Genomic DNA, 16,716 nt, shown 5'->3' on the forward strand with positions numbered 1-16,716 from the left:
AACAGCTCTTTTTTTTATTCTATCTATTGTATTGTCATATCCTATCCGTCATTAGGGGTTCTTTTTTTCTATGCTACTGCGTTAATGCCCCCTTTTTTTCTTTTAAAAATATTACTTTTGCGCTGCAGCTTCGATATCTGCATATGCCCAGTGTGTAGCTGGTACATCACTGAACGTTGGCGTAACTGCGCCAGTTAGGGGTGTGCGGTTGAACAATACATTCAGCACTTTCACCGCTTCAGCACGGGTCAGCTTACTGTCCGGTTTGAATGTACCATCGTTGTAACCAACCATCAGGCCAGCAGATTGCACGTATGCAATCGCATCTGCTGCCCACAGGGCTGCGGATACATCTGTGAAGGAAACTACTGTTCCATTCACGGTTGTTGAATTCGCTTGTTGCTGCATCCAGCGATACGCAATGGTAGCCATCTGTGCACGGGTGATCGAACCTTCCGGTGCAAATTGAGTGTTGCTCATGCCATTCATGATGCCAGCGGATTGCGCTTTTTGAATCTCACTTGTTGCCCAGTGTGTCGCAGATACATCCTTGTAGCTCACACCATTAGTAGAACCTGCTGCCGGTTCAGTTGGAAGATTGCGAGCCAGCATAGCTGCCATCTGTGCACGGGTTACGAATGCATCTGGACGGAAGTCAGTACCGAAACCTTGGATGTACGGTTGATGTGTACTTTGTGAAGCTTTCAGTCCATCCACAACCACGAGGGTGAACGTACTGAATTTGGTTACGGTAAATTCGATGCCTTCGCTGTTATTCGCGAGTTGCACCAATTTGCCTTGAATCAATTCTTTTGTGCCGTCACTGTGTTCGATATAGATCGCCAGGTTGTCCAATGCTTGCTGACGAGCAGCCGGATCAGTTGGCAGACTGTCACGCAGTGGCAACGTAAGTGTCACTTCGCGGCTCTGCATATTCGTGTCGATCTCTACTGGACGAGCCAGTACGCGTACATTCGTGTTTGGAGCAACCTGTTGGATCAATTGCTCTTTCTTCGCACGTTCTTCGACTTCTTTGCGCTCCGATTCCTTTTTCAAAGGTACAACGCGGAAGTACAAGTCTTGATCGAATCCAGCGATGGAACTCGTCGGAACGGAAATCACTACATTTTCAGTAGAGATTTCAAGTTTCAGCGAACCCTCATTCAGTTCTTTCACCGCTGCCTTGGGTACTTCAATACGTGTCTCGGACACGGCATCTTTGGTGTCTGGAATCACGATGCGTGCGGTGTTCATATTCAATTGTTTTGCTTTTTCCACCGATTCCTTGGCAATCGCTTCGGTCATTTTCACCAAGTCCTTGATCGTGCCGTTGGTTTCGGTTGTACGGGTAATTGGTGTCTTTGTCAGGTTGATGCCGTTTGTTCCATTAACGTCAACCACGATCTGCTCTTGTTTCGTTGTTGGTGCGGGTGTAGAGGTTACTGGTGTGGTCGTGGACGATCCGCCACCTGTGCTACCACCCGGGTTAGGCGTTGGAGTATTGCCATTATCTGTGCTGCTATCACCATTCTGTGTAAAGACAAACTTCACAGCGCGGCCTGGCAGTTCATCGCTGATTGCTTTGTAACGAACCCATACCGTTTTGTTGCCGCTAAGGTCCATTTTTTGAATGAAGGCAACATCAATCCAGTGCAGCTTATTGTCAAAGGATATCTCCATCGTGCTGTCCAAGCCCATTAGGGTGTTATTGATATCATTGCCCTTCACATCTGGAGCCGTAAAGAATCGGTTAAATACATATTGCAGATTCCCAACATCCTCGTAACTGTCTTGTTCATTTAGGACCCATTCAGCCAATTCCTTCTGGCCTTCAGGACTGAGTTCTGCCCTTTTGGATAAATCAAGAGCGCCTCTAAGATTAAATTTGTATTTGCTGAAGAATGCTTCACCTTTAATCTGATTTTTCATTGCTACATCAAGCCACTGATCCATTCGTGGTATAGAGGTAGCTTGCTCAAATGAATCGATAGGCATAGAGAGGAGATTCAGGACAATATCAGGATCAACAATATCCCCTTTAGACACTCCTTCCAACCTTTCGAATGCAACTAGATGCAAGTAATTATATGCCAGTACACCTTTATCTACTTTGCTACGTTCCAAATGTTGTTGTCCAAGGCTGCGTAACACATATGTCTGTTGGTCATTAAAGTGATTAGGTCCATTTACTAATTGCTGAGCGAGCAGATCCAGCTTATTCCTAAGAACACTGAGTTCCCTCTGCTCCCAAACAGATTGTGCCAATACACCAAGTTCAATCATATATTGGACCTGTTCTTTGTTTTTATAATCTTTATTTACATAGTCGATCAGGAATCCCGCAATGAAATCTCTAACCTGTAAGGATAAAGCTCCGTATCCGTTAGGCAGAGTAATACCCAGATCAGGATCTTCCATAGCCATTCGCATTGCTTCTATATTACTGTTGCTCTTTGCAGTATTTAAGACAGTTAATGGATCTTCATTATCATCAGGGAAAAATTTATTAAATGCAGTCTGAATTGCTTCGAAACTTGCATATCCACCAAGTGGTCTTTCGGTAAGCATATGGTCTGCCAATTGTTTTTGCTCTTCGGAAGTGAGATTATCCAATTTGCTGACATCCAAAGGGAATGTTCCAAGTGGAATCTCCACGTCTTCATCCGAATTATACCTCTCAATATCTCCCTGAATTTCTAACATATTTATTAACTTTTTCAACATTTCTTCTGATGTTTCTACTTTGTTAATAAAAGGGGTTTCATCCAGTGCTGATTGCGTATAATTCAGTATCTCCGAGATATCGAGTTTTTTTGTGAGTTTACGCTCATATCTAAAAGCTGCCATACGTCTTTCAACTTCGGAGGAATCGAGATAATAGTGAATAAGTTCATAGTATTCATCATCTGCTTCTATATCATTGAATTGTTGCTGTATTCGTTCGGCTTGCTTATTAAAAAATGCATCAAGGATTTCTCTGGAGTCAGTTCCTCCAATTTTGTGAGGAAGCTCCATGGCTTGCAAGGCTAACTGCACTACATATTGGACTTGTTCCTTACTCTTATACCTACTAGATGCTGGCGGACTTGATTCCTCCAACATATACTTTGCAATTTCAGATTGTTCTTCTTCAGATAATGATTCAAAATCCGGAGTAGCAATGAAATTTTTGTTACTAAGCAGCTCTATTACTTCTGGGATGAAATCGGTAATAGGATCCTGATCTTTTTTCTCTTTGATATCGTTAAATTGCTCCAACAAGGCTGAACTATTGGGTTCGAAAAACGCATCAAATTCTTTCTGAACTTCGGATACCGTTTCATAACCGTTTTGCGGCTTATGATCAATCATCCATTGAGCCAGTTCTTCTCTCTTTTGATCATTTTCTTCAATGGCCTCCATTTTCTCCATCTGAACTGGAAAAGGGACTATACTGGAGTCCATGGTACTCATCATTCTGGTCATTCGATTATGTTTCATCATGGAGTTTAGTGCTTCGTCCATATCCGATACATTGTTAGGAGTATTAATTGGTCGATATTCATCGATTAATGTTTTCATAAAATTAAGCTGTGAACCGTAAGGTACAGAATCTTGTGATCTGTTTATGGAAGCCCCAAACATAGCAATATTCATATACATTGGTTTATCGACACCGCTCAACATGTTATAGACAACGCTTGCCTCAACCATTGGCTGTGCTTCGTCATACGGTAGAAAACCTCCCGCCTGACTATACAATCCATATACCTCATCCAAAAGATATTCTGCATTATTTGAATTCATCACTTTAGGCATTTTTAACAAGTTATATAGGAGTGCAAAAACATACTCAACTTGGCTTTGACTCTCATAATCTACCTCCCGTGGTAGCAAAAGAATTATTCCTCGAGTCAGTTCTTTCTTTTGCTCATCATTCAGCAGGTTATAGGTGGTGGAAATATCGGTCATATCTATCAAACTGCCGCTCTCCAACATACCCTGAACTTCTGGAATAGCTACTTCAATATCCTTATCTGAACTTCTGATTTGGTTAAGTTGGTCCAACGGAGTAAATGGGTCAGCACTTGCAATCCCACCAACACTAACCACCTGTAATAACAAAACAGCAATTAAAAGGTAGCTTATAAGCTTTTTGTAAACCATGTAATCTGTTCCTCCCTATCTCATGTTTTTTTACATATAAATTCAATCTATCTGATACGTAAGGCCTATTGTAGTGCACTGCAATAAACAGAATCTAAACAAAAAAAGTAAATAAAAGGAAAAAGATCCACCCTGTAGTGCAAAAACAGGATAGATCTCAATTTTTTTCGCCAAAATTCATCATTTTATTTTTAAAAAAAGTATTCTTTTGGACCTATATAACTCTGGCTCTTAAATCAGGGTGTACCCGCCATCCACATACAATGGAACTTCACAGCAAAAAAACGAGAGACAGATCACCTGATATCAGGCATATCTGCATCCCGTCTTTGTCACATCACATTCCAATCTGACCCCATACGATCTCAATGGTCGCCTACCTAAGAAAGTAGACCCAGCCTCAGTACTCTTGCAATATTCTCGATGGTACGTTCCACATTCTCCGGGCCTTCTCGCAATAGTCGATCCAGATCTGCTGCCCCAGGCACAATACCAAATATGGCATCGATGCCTTCCGCGTAGAGGGTGTCGATCCCTTCGCCCACATAGCCTGCAAGAGCAATCACAGGTTTACCCGCTTCCTTGGCTGCCCGAGCAACACCATAGGGGGTTTTGCCAAATTTCGTTTGGAAGTCGATACCGCCTTCGCCCGTAAATACCACATCCGCAGCAATCAACTTTTCACGCAACTCAGTATATTCAATGACAATCTCAATCCCTTTACGTAATACAGCCTGTGTAAAAATCAAGAGTCCTGCGCCCAATCCACCCGCCGCTCCCGCTCCTTGTACATCTCGGATATCTTTGTGTAGCTGCTGTTTCACCACATCTGCATAATGGGACAGATTCACATCCAGCTGTTCAACCATCTCTGGAGTTGCCCCTTTTTGTGGTCCAAACACCCTTGATGCGCCATGCTCCCCACATAGGGGATTGGTCACATCACAGGCCACAATGAACTCCACTTCCTGCAAACGCTCATCCAGACCGGATACATCAATCTGAGCCAGTTGATCCAGAGCCCCGCCACCACGCGCAAGCGGCTGACCCTGTGCATTCAGAAACTTCGCACCAAGTGCTTCAGCCATGCCAGCCCCACCATCGTTGGTCGCGCTACCACCAATGCCAATGATGATCTTGCGTATGCCAAGGTCTAGACATGCGCGAATCAACTCGCCTGTTCCATAGGTTGTCGTCCGGAGCGGGTCCCGGGTGTCCTTGGCAACCAAGTGGATGCCGCTGGCCGACGCCATTTCGATGGCCGCCATGGTTCCGCCACCCAGAATGCCATACTGCGCAGTGACTGTCTGACCCAATGGTCCGCTCACCTCGTGCTGGTGAAGGACCCCGCCGGAAGCGTCCACAAGGGACTGCACCGTACCTTCCCCACCATCTGCCATAGGTACATGAATATAGCTTGCCGTCGGGTATATTTTACGCAACCCTTTTTCCATCGCAATACATACTTCTTTCGCTGTCATGCTTTCTTTGAACGAATCCGGTGCCAGAACAAATGTCTTCTCTCTAGTCTCTCTCATATCCTAAAGGAGAACACGGTTTTCCATAATATTTTTCATGCTGATATGGGATTTGGAGGGTCCCAGCTTCACCAGTGAATCCTGAAATCCGGCAAGTTCTTCAATGGACGCCGTCTGCACTTTGATCAGATAGTTATACTCACCGCTAATCCGATAGACATCCGTGACTTCGATAGCCTGTTCACAGAACTGGACCAACTCGTCGCAATGCTCTGTTTTGAGCAAAATAAACGTCGTGGTTCCACGGTTTAATTGGGCTAAATTATAGATGGTTGAATATCCTGTTATCACACCTCTCTCCTCCAGTTTCAGGATTCTTTCCTTAACCGAAGGTTGGGACATGTTAATTTCTTTGCTTATCTGTGCAACGGGAATACGTGCATGATGTTGCAGCAAGCGCATAATCTGCTGATCGATTTCATCTATCATGTGTTCCATTTGTAAACCTCCGAATCGTTGGCTTATTTAATAAGGTTTTCCTGATAAATTAGCTAAAAATAGTTAGATTTCATCTCATTATATCCTTTGATATTGTATGGTTCCAATGCGATATCAACCCTATACTTTAGAATACAATCTGAAGAAGGAGCGATGTAATGTGAGTGTTATTGGACTTGCACATGTAGCCATTCAGGCTCGTAATTACGAAGATACTCTGGCGTTTTATACAAAAGTATTGGGATTCAAGGTAGGTCACTCCTGGAGCTTGCCTTCCTTCCACATTACCGAGGCATGTATGCTGATCTCTCCGGATCAGCGTACATGTATTGAGGTATTTGATCCAAAAGCAGTCATTCCCGCCGAGGGTGAACCTGCCACCTCTCCCGAAGCGGTCCGGCACGGCGCACTGTTACATTTCGCCTTTTACGTGCATGATGTAGAAGATATCTATGAGCGAGCGCTCGCCCATGGAGCCAAGTCCTATGTTGAACCGGATTGGATATCGCTTGGCGAACCTGCACTTCAGGTTAGAAATGCGCTTGTTCACAGCCCCAATGGTGAAGTGATCGAATTCCTTGAAGAGATTAATTTCGACAGATCCTCATCCTCACCATCATCCATATGAAGTACACAAACAGCCTGTTGCCTCGTCATCCGTGGCAGCAGGCTATTTCATGGTTGAGTTTCCTTGGAGCATCAGCATACGCACCTACCCTACTCCTGCTCTGTATTCCCCAGTGTATACTCGCTCAATTTCCCTTCATAGACCAGTTGCAATCGTTCACTCTGGCGAAAATCATCCGGTGTCACCAGCGCAGGCAGCTTGTTCCACAGCTTGATGCCTGAACGCTGTAGAATCTCGGCTACAAATTGGGAGCAGAAGTAGGAGTTGCTGAACTCCACCGGCTCCTTGAGCGTAATACCAATCACGCCGAGCAGATTGTACATATATTTCTGGCGGCTGCGGATGAAGATGTGCAGCACGCGTTTCATCTTTTCCACTTCACGATCCGTCACCTGAAGCTTGTATATGACACATGTGGTATTGGGATACTTGCTGTATGTACCTGTCTGAATATTTTCCTTCACAAACCCGCCATTCAGCGGATTACTCGGATGCTTGCGGCCGAAGCTGTACAGCTCGGTTAACTCCCGGTCAAATGAGATCGATGCGTGATTATATGGCGCTCGGGTATAGCTCTGAATAACCTTGGTAAACAGCGTTCCTGTATTCGTAAGCAGGATATAGATGGAGCGTTCATCTGTCATAGCAAAATTTCCCCTTATCAAGTTGGCACTATTCCTTCATAATAACATAGGTACCCTATAATGGAATCTTACTTTGAATAAGCAGGTGATCGGTACGTGAGCAGTTCACTCTTTACACTAACGTTAATCTTCACAGCTTTACTTGTGATACATATCGTGTACAAAATTATTGCAAAGCTTCAGCCAAGCAAAGACTATTCAGGCATCGGCCAAAAAATCAAAACCTGGTGGGGTATGTTTGTGATCTTCTGCCTCGCCACCCTTTTTAACCCCATCGTGTCCCTCATCTCCCTCATGGTGCTTGCATTCTTCTCACTCAAAGAATACTTCTCCATGATTCGCAGTACACGCAAAGCCGACCGCAGACTGTTCCTGTGGGCATATCTGGCGATTCCGGTTCAGTTCTACTGGATCTATATTGGATGGTATGGCATGTTTATCGTGTTTATTCCCCTATATGTGTTCCTGGTGTTGCCCTTGCCACGTCTGATTAACAAAGGTACGGTCGGTTTCCTGCGCAGTGTCAGCTCCACACAATGGGGACTAATGCTGATGGTGTTTGGACTGAGCCACCTGGCCTATTTTCCATTTGCCACACCGGAGTACGGGTCCAAGCTGGTGTTGTTCTTGGTCGTGTTAACACAGCTTAATGATGTGGTGCACTATCTGGTCTCTCTCTATCTGGGCAAACGAAAAGTGGTGCCTACCGCCAATCCTTTTGTCACCTGGGAAGGGTTCGCGTGTGCGTTCATTGTAACGACAGCATCGTCTTATTTCATCCATCCCTACCTGACGCCATTTGATTGGAAATTCTCGCTATTCATCGGGGTGTTGATCAGTCTGGCCGGATTCTTCGGCAGTCTGACGGTGTCTGTACTGAAGCGCGATCTGTTAATCGGGGATGACAACAAGTTTGATTCGCTCAAAAAAAGCTACCTGAGCCGGGTCGACAGCCTGACCTATACCTCTCCGGTTATGTTCCACGTGGTCCGTTATTTCTTTGACTTTATGTAGCAACAGATAGATCGGCGATCTTGTAATTAAGTATGTCAAAAAAAGCAGCCACTTAGGCTGCTTTTCCTGTTCAACAGGCCCTAGACGGAGCCTTCATGATGTGCCTGCTACTTCAACGTAATTTCTTTTTCGGACATGATTTCGTTCCCCTCATCATTTGTGAAGACAAATGTGGCTTTGCCCCGCTCGCCCTTCATCTCATCCGAGTAGATAAAGCCGGAAAATTGTCCATTGCCGCTAAAGTAAAACCCCTCTTCACCATTCCCACCATGTTCAATGGCTTCCTGTAGTGAATTCACAATCGTCACCGTGTTAGACGTCCATCGCATCTCCGTTAGTGCATAACCCTTCGGAACCTGTTTAATTCCAAAATCAAAACTGTTACCCTCGCTCGGTTTCTCCGACTGGTCAATAACGATATCAATCTGTTCAGACGGTTCAGTGGATTCCGATTGAGCCGTAGGCTTGCCCTCATCACCACTGGCACTGCCTTGGCTATTGTTATTCTTCGCATCCGCATTCGGAACAGAGTTTTCTCCGGCTTCCTCTACAGGTTGCTTCGATTGCGGATAGGCGTGCTCCTGAACAGATTCATTATTATTCTTGGCGCCACAGGCACTGACGAATAGCGAAATACAGAGCACAGACATGCAAAGTACAGATTTCTTTATATTCATGATCATCATCTCATTCTCCCTTCATCCATTTACAGCACATATATCTATGTCAGTTGAACTAATCATTTACACGATAACGGAGAGGACAGAAAAAACCTGAAAAAGCGAAGCGTTCGCCTTTATCCCCGGATTTTCCCTTTAAGAAAGGGGAATCAAAAAATCTGGGGATAACAGCGATTGGAAGGTTATTCTGTCATCGTAGTGTCAGTGTAAATATTCTTTAGTTCAACTTATATAGCACACCACTTACTAATCACTACACCATATCGTCCCACATGAAGCTCCATTATATGTAAATGATTAATAAATTCAATATGTAACTGCACCTCGATGAGTAAAAAAAGAACTCTATTCATGACGTCATGCACCGTTTATTTTATCGATCAAACCCAGGCAAGACCAACACTTGTCCAATCTGAATGGCGTTATGCTCAATTTTGTTCACTTTCTTGATAGCTTCTACATACACACGAGTGTCCATCTGCTGAGGTTTATGTGCCAATGAAATGCCCCACAGTGTATCTCCCTGAGATACAACGATCTGGTCCCCCGACAGTAATTGCTCATCTCCGGCAAATGCAGTGAATACAGCACTACACCCTATGATTATAATTAGAGTTATAGTGACGATCTTCATTAGCCAGGTTGGCGTCTTCACACGCTGCATGAATTGATCTTTAACATACACGGTGGGAGACTCGGACGTTTTGGTATAAACGGATTCATAAATACTTTTGTACGTAGAATATCTCATTCTAGTCGACCTCCAGACTTTCATTCCGCTAATCTTTAATTTCATGTTTACCTATGTATTTTTCCTATAACAATGAATGATCAATAATTAACTCTTTCACTATATAGGTATCTTTGCCTAAGTGTCCCTAGCCTGATAGGTCTATACTACCAGTTCACTCTAAACAAATTCTGAACAACCGAATTTCAATGTTATATCCGATTTAATCTATCCAATATTCATGCCTGATTTTCGGCGATGCTTGCTGCAACGTTTTTCTATAATAGGTATAGACAAAGATTCTAATGAGTAAGGACGTGCCCCCATGATTTCTGCTGATCTAAAGGAACAATATTACGAGGCACTTGTGGCCAAGGATTCGGAATACGAGGGTTTATTCTATGTTGGAGTCCGAACCACGGGTGTGTTCTGTCGTCCCACATGTCCTGCGCGAAAGCCAAAATTTGAAAACTGCGAATTCTATGAGACGGCTCAGCAGGCACTTCTGGCCTCTTATCGCCCTTGCCAGCGCTGTCGCCCGCTCTCTCACCCTAACCAAGTATCCGATGTCGTTCGCATATTAGTGGAAGCTGTGGAGAAAAATCCGGAGAAACGCTGGAAAGGACAGGATTTCAAGGCCCTCTCCATCGACGAATCCACTGCTCGCCGTCAGTTTAAGAAGCGGTTCGGCATGACCTTTGTTGAATATGCTCGCGCTCGCCGCATGGGACTTGCCCTGAAAAATATTCGCTCCGGCCGCACCGTGATTGATAGCCAATTATCTACCGGATATGAATCAAGCAGTGGCTTCCGCGATGCCTTTTCACGGATCATGGGAGCCGCCCCTACACAAGTCGATGAAGGACATATCCTGAAAGCGTCCTGGATTGACACCCGCCTCGGCCCGATGATGGCCATTGCTGATGAGGAGTCGCTATATTTACTGGAATTTGTAGACCGCAGAGGTCTGGAACGCGAAGTTGAGCGTCTGCGTAAACGAACCAAATCAGCGATTGTGCCCGGCACTACAGCTCCCATCCAGTCCATTGAGCGTGAACTAAACGAGTACTTTCAAGGTATTCGGACAGCATTCGACACACCGTTGTTCTGTTTAGGAACACTATTCCAAAAACTTGTGTGGGAACAGCTGACGGCCATTCCGGCTGGTGAAACGAGGTCATATCAAGAGATAGCAAATGCACTGGGAAAACCGACTGCGTGCCGAGCTGTAGCACAGGCAAATGGGGCCAATCAGCTTGCGATTGTGATTCCATGTCACCGTGTAATCAATGCCAGTGGTGAGCTGGGCGGATACGGCGGAGGATTAACTCGCAAAAACTGGCTGTTGACTCACGAGAAACAAAAAAAGGGTAGCTGAAAAACAGAATAAAGTAATGAAGTACGCATCAAATATCCAAAGAAATGCATGATATAACAAAGGAGAGTCAACATAATATGAGTAACTTAGAAGAAAAAGCAGCGTTGTTCCAACAATACCATGTGAAAGGAAAACCACTTGTTCTGGTCAATGTGTGGGATGCCGGAAGTGCGCAAGCCATTCAATCCGCTGGAGCAACGGCCATTGCTACCGGAAGCTGGTCCGTTGCTGCGGCCCACGGTGAACGCGATGGTGAAGCCATGCCATTCCATCTGGTGCTTGCCAATCTTGCACGGATTACAGCAAGCGTGGATCTGCCTGTAACGATCGATATAGAGGGAGGGTATGGGAGGTCTGTGTCAGAAGTGAAGCAAAATATCCTGCAAGTCATCGATCATGGTGCTGTAGGAATCAACATGGAAGATCAACTTCCCGCTGGCTTGGGATTGTACACTGTGGAGGAGCAATGCCCGAGATTGTCCGCCGCCCGGGAATCTGCGGAGCAGGCAGGCATCCCGTTGTTCATTAACGCCCGCACAGATATTTTCCTGCAACATGCACCTGAACACCATAACCACTCTCTCCTGGAGGAAGCACTTATACGTTCGAGCCATTATGCAGATGCAGGAGCCAGTGGTCTGTTTGTACCCGGTTTGCAGGATCACCAACTGATTCAGGAATTGTGTGAGCGTTCACCGCTGCCAATTAACGTCATGGTTACGTCTCCTGAGCCTTCACCAAAACAGCTTGCCACACTGGGTGTAGCACGTGTAAGCTATGGGCCATATCCCTATCTGCAAGTTATGGAACACCTGAAAGAACTGGGGAGAAACATTTTATCGGGAAATTAACAGGAGGGCATGTTATAATCACCTCTATTGAACATTTACAGGAGGCAATTATGCTTAACGTGGAACAAAAGCTTGAAGTGCTACAATCGTATCCCCAACTACAACGCAAAGATGTTTCTCTCGGTCGTGTTAATTTCCACTACGAGGATAGTGCGTATGATAAAAAGATTGTTGCTCTCCATATTCATCCTAACGGTAACGGTTATATCTATGCAGGACTACTAACTAACTATGAGACCGATGCTAAAGGATTCGTCAATATTCGTGATTACTCCGAAACAGATCTGCGCACATTGTTAGATGAAACGATCCAAGCGATGTCTCACAATCCCAACGCAGTTGAATTTAAAGAACCAGAACAAGTAAAAGCTGCTGCTCCTGCATTGTCTACAACCTCTACGAGTGGCGGAACGTGGATCGATGAAGATGGACATACACTGACTTTAAAATACGAAGATGACATGTGGTATGTGTATTCCGGTGATAATCTGGATATGGCATTTGAAACGCGTAGCGAAGCTGGCGAGTACCTCAAAGACGAAGGATTCAAACCGCAGGCTCAGGCTTAGCGCATACAGATTCATTTTGGATTGCAGAAAAAACACGAGGCGTGTTCGCACTCGTGTTTTTTGTATTACAGGAAGTTTCGCTTAGATTCCTTACCCAGTTCCTTTATAACTGTTTCCTGTCAGTCTTTTTTGGATTTCATGGTAAGCGGTGCATTCTTCATCATCGGGTACGTAGACAGAAGTAGCGCACCGCCAATGCATCCCAGAACGGTGAACAATGTCATGCGATTGATCCTAGCAATCCACAACATAAACTCACCAAGATCGCCCAATGTAATGATCAGCGTAAAGACCAAGCCAACCCCAAAGAACATAATGAAGAAGTTACGCATCCCCAAGCGCATCCAACAAACCGTTGGGAAGAATGAGATTCCCAGTACGAGAAAGCCGCACATCAGATCGATCCACAGATAGGATAAGAAATGATATTCACTTGAATACAACATGCCCGGTTGATAAAGGGTTACGCCAACAATTCCTTTTTCCTGAAGCAGGTGTATGAGGAAATACGCCACATGCAGAATGACCATGGTGCCTGCAACCATCCATACCGAGTTCATATAGAAAGATTTCATGAATTGAATTCGTGTACTGCCCATACCGATCGCAACCGGAAACAGTGTAATAATTCCCCCGATTGCAAATGTACATATCCCTCCGTACATTGGACCAAACAGTTGCGTAGCATACGAGACATCAAATATGAAGCCAATGGCCAGATATACAACGGCGAGCATCAGAGCGATGGATGAAAATATGCTCAGATACAAACGCATATCATCGCGAATCAGTCGGTTCGTACCTTTTACTGCGTTCATGGTTTAACCCCCTCTTGATTACGGGTCCTGTTAACCAAATAATCTTGTAATGTCGCTTTCTCAATGGAAAGCCCCTGCGAATGAGCGATATCCTTCCACATTTTCGAGTAGGGCTCATCAATCATCACTTTCACAGTCGATCCCATCTGGGAAGACTCTATAACTTTAACACCTGCTGTGACTCGGTTGATATCGTTAATTGCCCCTGTTAGAAGAACTCCTTTTTCGCGCATCTCTTCCATCGGTTGATTTAACAACACCTCTCCAGCTTGCAAAACGATAATGGACTCACATAAAGGCTGAATCTCCTCAATATGATGGCTGGATATCAGAATCAGACGCGGGTTATCTTCATAACTTTCCAGTAGCGCATTGTAGAAGAACTTACGCTTCTCAGCATCGAGCCCATTGGTGGGTTCATCCAGAATGGTTATCTTTGCATTACTGGCAAGACCTAATATAATCTGGGTGGCAGTCTTCATGCCTTTCGAAAATTTAATGATTTTCTTCTTCTCCGGTAGTTCGAACACATTGATTAAACGTTCCGCCAAATCCTGATTCCACTGCGGATGAAAATATTGCCCCATTTGGACCATGTCACTAACCGTCCAGTTTTTTCCCAGGGGATGATTCTCCTGGATGTAGCACAGATGCTCTTGGGCAGCCAGATTATTATAGGGGTCTTGACCCATGATCTGAACGGTTCCACTGTCCGGGCGGTTATGCCCTGCCAGTAAACTCATCATGGTTGTTTTGCCCGCTCCATTTCTTCCCCAGATTGCACCAATGATTGGCTCACTCTCATGTAGCGTAACCTGGTTCAGAACGGGCGTCTTCTGGTAGCTGTAGTTGACCTGCTCCATATGAATCATAACTCACTCTCCTTATCCTTCTTGCCGCGAATCAGATCAATAATCATGTCTTCATTCATGTGAATCCGTCTGGCTTCTTCAAGTAAAGGCTTGATGTATTCTTCATAAAAATCTTGCTTCCGTTCAACGAGCAATGCTTCTCTTGCTCCCTTTGCAACAAACATTCCAACACCTCGCTGTTTGTATATAATCCCCTTGTCCACGAGTTCCTGCAGTCCTTTGCGGGCTGTAGCCGGATTGATATTGTAGAAGCGCGACAGTTCATTGGTTGAGGGAACCTGTTCTTCCACCTTCAATCTGCCTTCCACAATATCGTCCATAATCATCGTAGCAATCTGATGAAAAATAGGCTGAGATTCATCCAAAGTCGATTTCATGTGCCTCCAACTTTCATACGTATTCATTAGTGAGTTAGTCGGTTAGTTACTCATGTGACTAACTATAGTATACAAAGACGCAAATGTAAATAGGCGAACTTAATTCATCGCCTTTCCTACCTTGACTCTATTGTATTGATTAATAAGCCTGTCCAGGACTACGGATTGCTGGATCACTTCCGGATGAAGCAGACTACCGTATTCCATATGCATGCGATATAACAACTGTCTGGCATCTTCGATCCGTGATATCAAATCCAGGCGATCCATAGTATCCCTCCTTTTTGTCATATTTTAGTGTATTATGCCAATCATAAGCGCATGTGAGATACGACATACTTATTCTTCCACTTTGATACACAAAAAAAGAACGCTTCTGATTTATTCAGAAGCGTTCTTTACTTTTATTAAGTTCCAAATCCATGATCAGCGGGTCTCATAATTTCGGGGTTCGGGATTTCCTTGCCTGGGACAGGTTCCGTAGCAGGGGCTACGATGGATACAACGATACTACAGGTAGCTATCAGCAAAGCCAACTTTCTCTTCATTGAGTTTCTGCACCTCACTAATTATCATTTTGTATTGCTGTTTCGCCGTCTCAGATGCAAATTCCCGATATTGCTCGAACAGTCCGACACCTCTAAGCATACCTCGTCCACTGCTAATTTCAATAGAAAATTTTAAACTATCCAGCACAAATTCTATCCCTAAATGATACTCGTCTTTCTTTAGATAATATGCACCCAAATCTGCTAAAAGTCTTAAATATCGATCATCCGTAACCTGACTGCTCACTTTGCCAATTCGGTTACTCTGTTCCTGATAAGTGAAGTACGATTCATACTGTTTGAGAACATGATCAATATCCTTATCATAACGATTAGCCGCTGTTACAATATCACACAGCGCTGGGAATATTTCATTTTCCTTCGTCGAGATATACGCCAGATAATCAGGTAACACCTCAAAATGACCACCCATTAAATGATATATATATCGATTCGCTTCAGCCCATTCCTGAAACTGATTCATAACAACGATTTCATCTTTATCCGGGTTCCTCACCCAGCGATTATCCGAATATAAAGAAACATATTTAAGTGCCCCAGTGTAGTCCTTCAATTGATAACAGGCACTTCCTGCAGCTAGATCGGAGTATAGAATATAGAAAACAATTGGTCTTTTTGTCTCTTCTTGTTTCCGTCGGCCATTCATCTCATAGTGGATGGACGCTTTTATTTTCAATTTTTCAGATAACTCCTGAACCTTGTCCCATCTATGCAATGCTCCAAAAGCATTAATCAGTTCGTTAAGCGCATCCAACTGGAAGCGTTCATCCAGCCGATCCACATAATATTCGAACCGAGATGCAATAATCAGATTCCGGTGCTGATCATTGCTCAGTCCCAACCTGAACAGTCGGTACTGACAGAGTGCAAGCCGCTCGGAATGTTGCATTTTCTCGCTTTCAGCAATGTTTTCATATAGAAGAATGGCTGGTTTGAATTTACCCGCTTGGTAGAATTCTTCAGCCACATCAAATAACAAAGGAATATAGGATAGATTATCCATCATCAGACGAATAACCTCTTCAATACAGTCCAACTTGTCCAACTCGGCACAGCGATGAAGGAAGGGTCCCAGTCTTCGCCAGTCCGGGGTCGCGTGTACAAAACACTCGTCTATGTATAACTCATAGAAGTAACCTTCTTCCAGTCTCATGGCAGAAGTGATGCGATCCAACTGCTGCATGGCAATAGGCCGATTTTTATTCAAAATATTGCTGAGCGTACCCGAATTAATCCCTGACGTTTCCGAAAAATGACTAATGGACATCTGTTCACGCTTCAGATAACTTTCCAAGTGATCGCGTATCGTGGTTGTCGACTCCAAACGAACACCACCCTCCAAAATAAAAAACATAAACGGGATTATCGGTATGCAAAAGTAATTATATGTAATTAGAAAGTATCGGTCAATATAATAATTTCAACTAATTTGTATTAAAACCATTTTAATCCTTTTATAAAACG

The 16,716-nt window shown here is 44.2% G+C and carries 16 protein-coding genes; 5 read left to right on the forward strand and 11 right to left on the reverse strand.

Features of this window, described 5'->3' with window-relative positions; translation table 11 throughout:
• Positions 1–111: 111 nt before the first annotated feature.
• The 3 genes from F0220_RS29455 to F0220_RS29465 form a co-directional block, all read right to left on the reverse strand.
• Complete coding sequence (locus tag F0220_RS29455) at positions 112–4,146, reverse strand: S-layer homology domain-containing protein (protein ID WP_149846873.1); 4,035 nt, start codon at positions 4,144–4,146, stop codon at positions 112–114.
• 380 nt (positions 4,147–4,526) lie between these two features.
• A complete protein-coding gene (locus F0220_RS29460) occupies positions 4,527–5,684 on the reverse strand; it encodes a glycerate kinase family protein (protein WP_105600497.1) in 1,158 nt (385 codons plus the stop codon).
• Positions 5,685–5,687: 3 nt separating this feature from the next.
• Entirely contained in the window at positions 5,688–6,122 is a 435-nt protein-coding gene (locus F0220_RS29465) for an Lrp/AsnC family transcriptional regulator (protein WP_091012387.1), read from the reverse strand.
• A 160-nt stretch (positions 6,123–6,282) separates the two neighbouring features.
• On the opposite strand from F0220_RS29465, the gene F0220_RS29470 reads away from it, so the two are divergent.
• Positions 6,283–6,750: a VOC family protein gene (locus tag F0220_RS29470; protein ID WP_105600498.1), complete on the forward strand. Its 468-nt coding sequence runs from the start codon at positions 6,283–6,285 to the stop codon at positions 6,748–6,750.
• 89 nt (positions 6,751–6,839) lie between these two features.
• On the opposite strand, the gene F0220_RS29475 is transcribed toward F0220_RS29470, so the two are convergent.
• Positions 6,840–7,394, reverse strand: a complete 555-nt coding sequence (locus tag F0220_RS29475) for a hypothetical protein (RefSeq protein ID WP_036671746.1) — start codon at positions 7,392–7,394, stop codon at positions 6,840–6,842.
• A gap of 96 nt (positions 7,395–7,490) precedes the next feature.
• Here F0220_RS29475 and F0220_RS29480 point away from each other — a divergent pair, with 96 nt between their 5' ends.
• Positions 7,491–8,408: a phosphatidate cytidylyltransferase gene (locus F0220_RS29480; RefSeq protein WP_105600500.1), complete on the forward strand. Its 918-nt coding sequence runs from the start codon at positions 7,491–7,493 to the stop codon at positions 8,406–8,408.
• Positions 8,409–8,515: 107 nt separating this feature from the next.
• On the opposite strand, the gene F0220_RS29485 is transcribed toward F0220_RS29480, so the two are convergent.
• Both F0220_RS29485 and F0220_RS29490 read right to left on the reverse strand, forming a co-directional pair.
• On the reverse strand, positions 8,516–9,085 hold the full coding sequence (locus F0220_RS29485) for a hypothetical protein (protein WP_146118065.1): 570 nt from the start codon (positions 9,083–9,085) through the stop codon (positions 8,516–8,518).
• A 376-nt stretch (positions 9,086–9,461) separates the two neighbouring features.
• Entirely contained in the window at positions 9,462–9,839 is a 378-nt protein-coding gene (locus F0220_RS29490; RefSeq protein ID WP_179198387.1) for a LysM peptidoglycan-binding domain-containing protein, read from the reverse strand.
• A 304-nt stretch (positions 9,840–10,143) separates the two neighbouring features.
• Here F0220_RS29490 and F0220_RS29495 point away from each other — a divergent pair, with 304 nt between their 5' ends.
• From F0220_RS29495 to F0220_RS29505, 3 genes are all read left to right on the forward strand, one after another.
• Positions 10,144–11,196 carry a bifunctional transcriptional activator/DNA repair enzyme AdaA gene (locus F0220_RS29495; protein ID WP_105600505.1) on the forward strand — a complete coding sequence of 351 codons (1,053 nt, stop codon included), beginning with the start codon at positions 10,144–10,146 and terminating at the stop codon, positions 11,194–11,196.
• Positions 11,197–11,273: 77 nt separating this feature from the next.
• Positions 11,274–12,047, forward strand: coding sequence for an isocitrate lyase/PEP mutase family protein (locus F0220_RS29500; RefSeq protein ID WP_091012377.1), 774 nt, complete (start codon positions 11,274–11,276; stop codon positions 12,045–12,047).
• Between the two features lie 50 nt (positions 12,048–12,097).
• Positions 12,098–12,616 (forward strand): hypothetical protein, encoded by a 519-nt coding sequence (locus F0220_RS29505; RefSeq protein WP_091012376.1) that lies wholly within the window; start codon positions 12,098–12,100, stop codon positions 12,614–12,616.
• Positions 12,617–12,735: 119 nt separating this feature from the next.
• Here the strand turns inward: F0220_RS29505 and F0220_RS29510 are convergent, their stop codons facing one another.
• From F0220_RS29510 to F0220_RS29530, 5 genes are all read right to left on the reverse strand, one after another.
• Complete coding sequence (locus F0220_RS29510) at positions 12,736–13,434, reverse strand: hypothetical protein (protein ID WP_105600507.1); 699 nt, start codon at positions 13,432–13,434, stop codon at positions 12,736–12,738.
• Positions 13,431–14,306 carry an ATP-binding cassette domain-containing protein gene (locus F0220_RS29515; RefSeq protein WP_105600508.1) on the reverse strand — a complete coding sequence of 292 codons (876 nt, stop codon included), beginning with the start codon at positions 14,304–14,306 and terminating at the stop codon, positions 13,431–13,433. Before F0220_RS29515 ends, F0220_RS29510 begins: the two co-directional genes overlap by 4 nt.
• Positions 14,303–14,683 (reverse strand): GntR family transcriptional regulator, encoded by a 381-nt coding sequence (locus F0220_RS29520; RefSeq protein ID WP_036611682.1) that lies wholly within the window; start codon positions 14,681–14,683, stop codon positions 14,303–14,305. Before F0220_RS29520 ends, F0220_RS29515 begins: the two co-directional genes overlap by 4 nt.
• 99 nt (positions 14,684–14,782) lie before the next feature.
• Positions 14,783–14,953, reverse strand: coding sequence for an aspartyl-phosphate phosphatase Spo0E family protein (locus tag F0220_RS29525; RefSeq protein WP_091012370.1), 171 nt, complete (start codon positions 14,951–14,953; stop codon positions 14,783–14,785).
• A gap of 240 nt (positions 14,954–15,193) precedes the next feature.
• The gene (locus tag F0220_RS29530; protein WP_105600510.1) at positions 15,194–16,576 is read right to left on the reverse strand and encodes a transcriptional regulator; all 1,383 of its coding nucleotides are present in this window, start codon (positions 16,574–16,576) and stop codon (positions 15,194–15,196) included.
• Between the last annotated feature and the right edge of the window lie 140 nt (positions 16,577–16,716).

Source organism: Paenibacillus sp. 37, from assembly GCF_008386395.1.
In the GTDB taxonomy this organism is placed as follows: domain Bacteria; phylum Bacillota; class Bacilli; order Paenibacillales; family Paenibacillaceae; genus Paenibacillus; species Paenibacillus amylolyticus_B.

What these genes read in the sequence shown, in the direction of transcription:
- F0220_RS29460 (WP_105600497.1), bottom strand. Translation starts at nt 5,684, where the DNA reads ATGAGAGAGACTAGAGAGAAGACATTTGTTCTGGCACCGGATTCGTTC.
- F0220_RS29510 (WP_105600507.1), bottom strand. Translation starts at nt 13,434, where the DNA reads ATGAACGCAGTAAAAGGTACGAACCGACTGATTCGCGATGATATGCGT.
- F0220_RS29515 (WP_105600508.1), bottom strand. Translation starts at nt 14,306, where the DNA reads ATGATTCATATGGAGCAGGTCAACTACAGCTACCAGAAGACGCCCGTT.
- F0220_RS29505 (WP_091012376.1), top strand. Translation starts at nt 12,098, where the DNA reads ATGCTTAACGTGGAACAAAAGCTTGAAGTGCTACAATCGTATCCCCAA.
- F0220_RS29525 (WP_091012370.1), bottom strand. Translation starts at nt 14,953, where the DNA reads ATGGATCGCCTGGATTTGATATCACGGATCGAAGATGCCAGACAGTTG.
- F0220_RS29520 (WP_036611682.1), bottom strand. Translation starts at nt 14,683, where the DNA reads ATGAAATCGACTTTGGATGAATCTCAGCCTATTTTTCATCAGATTGCT.
- F0220_RS29455 (WP_149846873.1), bottom strand. Translation starts at nt 4,146, where the DNA reads ATGGTTTACAAAAAGCTTATAAGCTACCTTTTAATTGCTGTTTTGTTA.
- F0220_RS29495 (WP_105600505.1), top strand. Translation starts at nt 10,144, where the DNA reads ATGATTTCTGCTGATCTAAAGGAACAATATTACGAGGCACTTGTGGCC.
- F0220_RS29500 (WP_091012377.1), top strand. Translation starts at nt 11,274, where the DNA reads ATGAGTAACTTAGAAGAAAAAGCAGCGTTGTTCCAACAATACCATGTG.
- F0220_RS29485 (WP_146118065.1), bottom strand. Translation starts at nt 9,085, where the DNA reads ATGAATATAAAGAAATCTGTACTTTGCATGTCTGTGCTCTGTATTTCG.
- F0220_RS29490 (WP_179198387.1), bottom strand. Translation starts at nt 9,839, where the DNA reads ATGAGATATTCTACGTACAAAAGTATTTATGAATCCGTTTATACCAAA.
- F0220_RS29465 (WP_091012387.1), bottom strand. Translation starts at nt 6,122, where the DNA reads ATGGAACACATGATAGATGAAATCGATCAGCAGATTATGCGCTTGCTG.
- F0220_RS29475 (WP_036671746.1), bottom strand. Translation starts at nt 7,394, where the DNA reads ATGACAGATGAACGCTCCATCTATATCCTGCTTACGAATACAGGAACG.